Below are 1902 nucleotides of genomic sequence, written 5' to 3'. Positions count from 1 at the left end.
ATTGCTCGTGAGAACACATCAATAATAAAGGCGGTATAGACCCAACCTGAATTGGTTTGAATATACGGGTGAGTAGACCAAGGGAATTTCACCCTTAGCCCCTCGCAGAACCGGACATGAACCTCTCAGCTCATCCGGCTCCCATTATCCAACCGATGGTAAACATCCCATTTCCCAGTGCACAAAGGCATTTGGAAAATCACGCGCAAGTCGCCCTAAGGCATATCTAGCCCGTCTTTTATGACGGGCCAAGTTTTTATACTTACGCCTCATCCAGCGTATAAGATAAGCATTCATGTGTTGCCAGATCGCTGACATTGCTGAACCATGGAATCGACCATAGTATTGCTGCCAACCTTGAAGAATTGGATTGAATATTGCAGATAAATCACTCAATTCGCGATTACACATCAGATGTAGATGCCATTTCCGAATAGTCTGTCGCATTGCTTTAAGTGCATCACGACTGACTGCAGGAGAGAAATTTACATAAACTCTTTTATACTTGTCCACAGCCTTACGGGGCCTAAACGTGTACCCGAGAAAAGTAAATTGAACATCGGGATATGCTTTACGACGATTAATATCTTGGCAATAAACAATCTTTGTCTTGTCTGGATGCAATTCGAGACCACATTCACGAAATCGTGCATCGATCTTTTGTAAAACAAGTTTGGCTTGAGATAAACTCCGACAATGAATTACGCCATCATCTGCATAACGGCAGAACCGTACACTTTGAAGATGTTTCGTAATCCACATATCAAAAGCATAATGCATAAATAAATTCGCCAATAAAGGACTCACAACACCACCTTGTGGTGTGCCGCGATTCCTTTCTAAAAGATGGCCATTTATGTGTTGCATTGGTGCTTTTAACCAACGTTGCACATATAAAAGAATCCATGGAATTTCACAGTGTTTCTTGAGTGCACGCATTAGTAAATCATGGTCGATGTTATCAAAGAGACCTTTGATATCAAATTCCACAACCCAGTCATAATCCCAACTTCGTCTCCTCACTATCGCAATTGCATCATGGGCAGAACGCCCCGGACGATATCCATATGAGTTTGGATGAAATAATGGATCAATTTTCGGCTCTAATAAGAGCTTAACTGCTGTTTGCGCGACTCGATCTGCAACTGTTGGAATGCCTAGTATACGCACGCCACCTGACTTCTTTGGAATCGGAACAGCCTTAACTGGCGGTGGAAAATAACTGCCAGAACAAAGTCGATTCCATAGTTTGTATAGGTTGTTCTTTAAATGCTTTTCGAATTGCTCAATAGATTCATGATCAACGCCTGGAGCGCCACCATTCTCTTTGACTTTTTTAAATGCCTCCCAGATTAACGCTTTAGGAATATTAAATGGTTTGGTCATAAAGTTTTGCTCCTCCTGCTTGCACAGTTGACAAATCCGTAGACCTGGATAATGCAACCCCTTCGCTCCATTACCATTACAGTAACTTCAACACTACTACGAGTTGCTCCGCCCCTTGGTGACGCATTGCTATTATCAGCCTTGCCTTTTGAGCTTGTGCCTTTCGCTTGACATCGCCACCGAAGGTTCCCGCAGTTCAACGTAAGAGCCTGTATTAGGATCGCGCTGCCTCTACGCCGGACACCGAATGGCCCGTAAGCAGGTAACGGCCAAACTAATCGCGGGGTAACTTCCATCCCCGGTTTTGATGTCATTTGAGTACTTTCGACACTTGAACGGCAGTTCACTGTTGTTCGCCTTCCTAATTCTTACCTGACATCTCTACGATGCCTTTTCCATAACGCTCACGACCGGGACTTTTGATCCAAGCCGCTTATGGTGGTTTGCTACCTGCTCCTGCAAGCCGATAGCGAGGGGCCATACCCTCATCTCTTACGCCGCTTGCTGCGGCACACT

Annotated in this window: 1 protein-coding gene; it reads right to left on the bottom strand. The window is 44.6% G+C overall.

Going from position 1 to position 1902, the window contains the following annotated elements; translation table 11 throughout:
* Positions 1-144: 144 nt before the first annotated feature.
* A complete protein-coding gene (ltrA, locus tag GW12_RS05185) occupies positions 145-1386 on the bottom strand; it encodes a group II intron reverse transcriptase/maturase (RefSeq protein ID WP_034584401.1) in 1242 nt (413 codons plus the stop codon).
* Positions 1387-1902 lie beyond the last annotated feature (516 nt).

The sequence above is a fragment of the Acinetobacter sp. HR7 genome, assembly GCF_000773685.1.
Taxonomy (GTDB): Bacteria; Pseudomonadota; Gammaproteobacteria; order Pseudomonadales; family Moraxellaceae; genus Acinetobacter; species Acinetobacter thermotolerans.
The sequence above is the reverse complement of the archived record's forward strand: the minus strand, read 5'-3'. Positions and strand labels throughout refer to the sequence as shown.

Bases quoted from the DNA above. Each gene is read 5' to 3' on its own strand.
- ltrA (WP_034584401.1), bottom strand. From the start codon at position 1,386: ATGACCAAACCATTTAATATTCCTAAAGCGTTAATCTGGGAGGCATTT.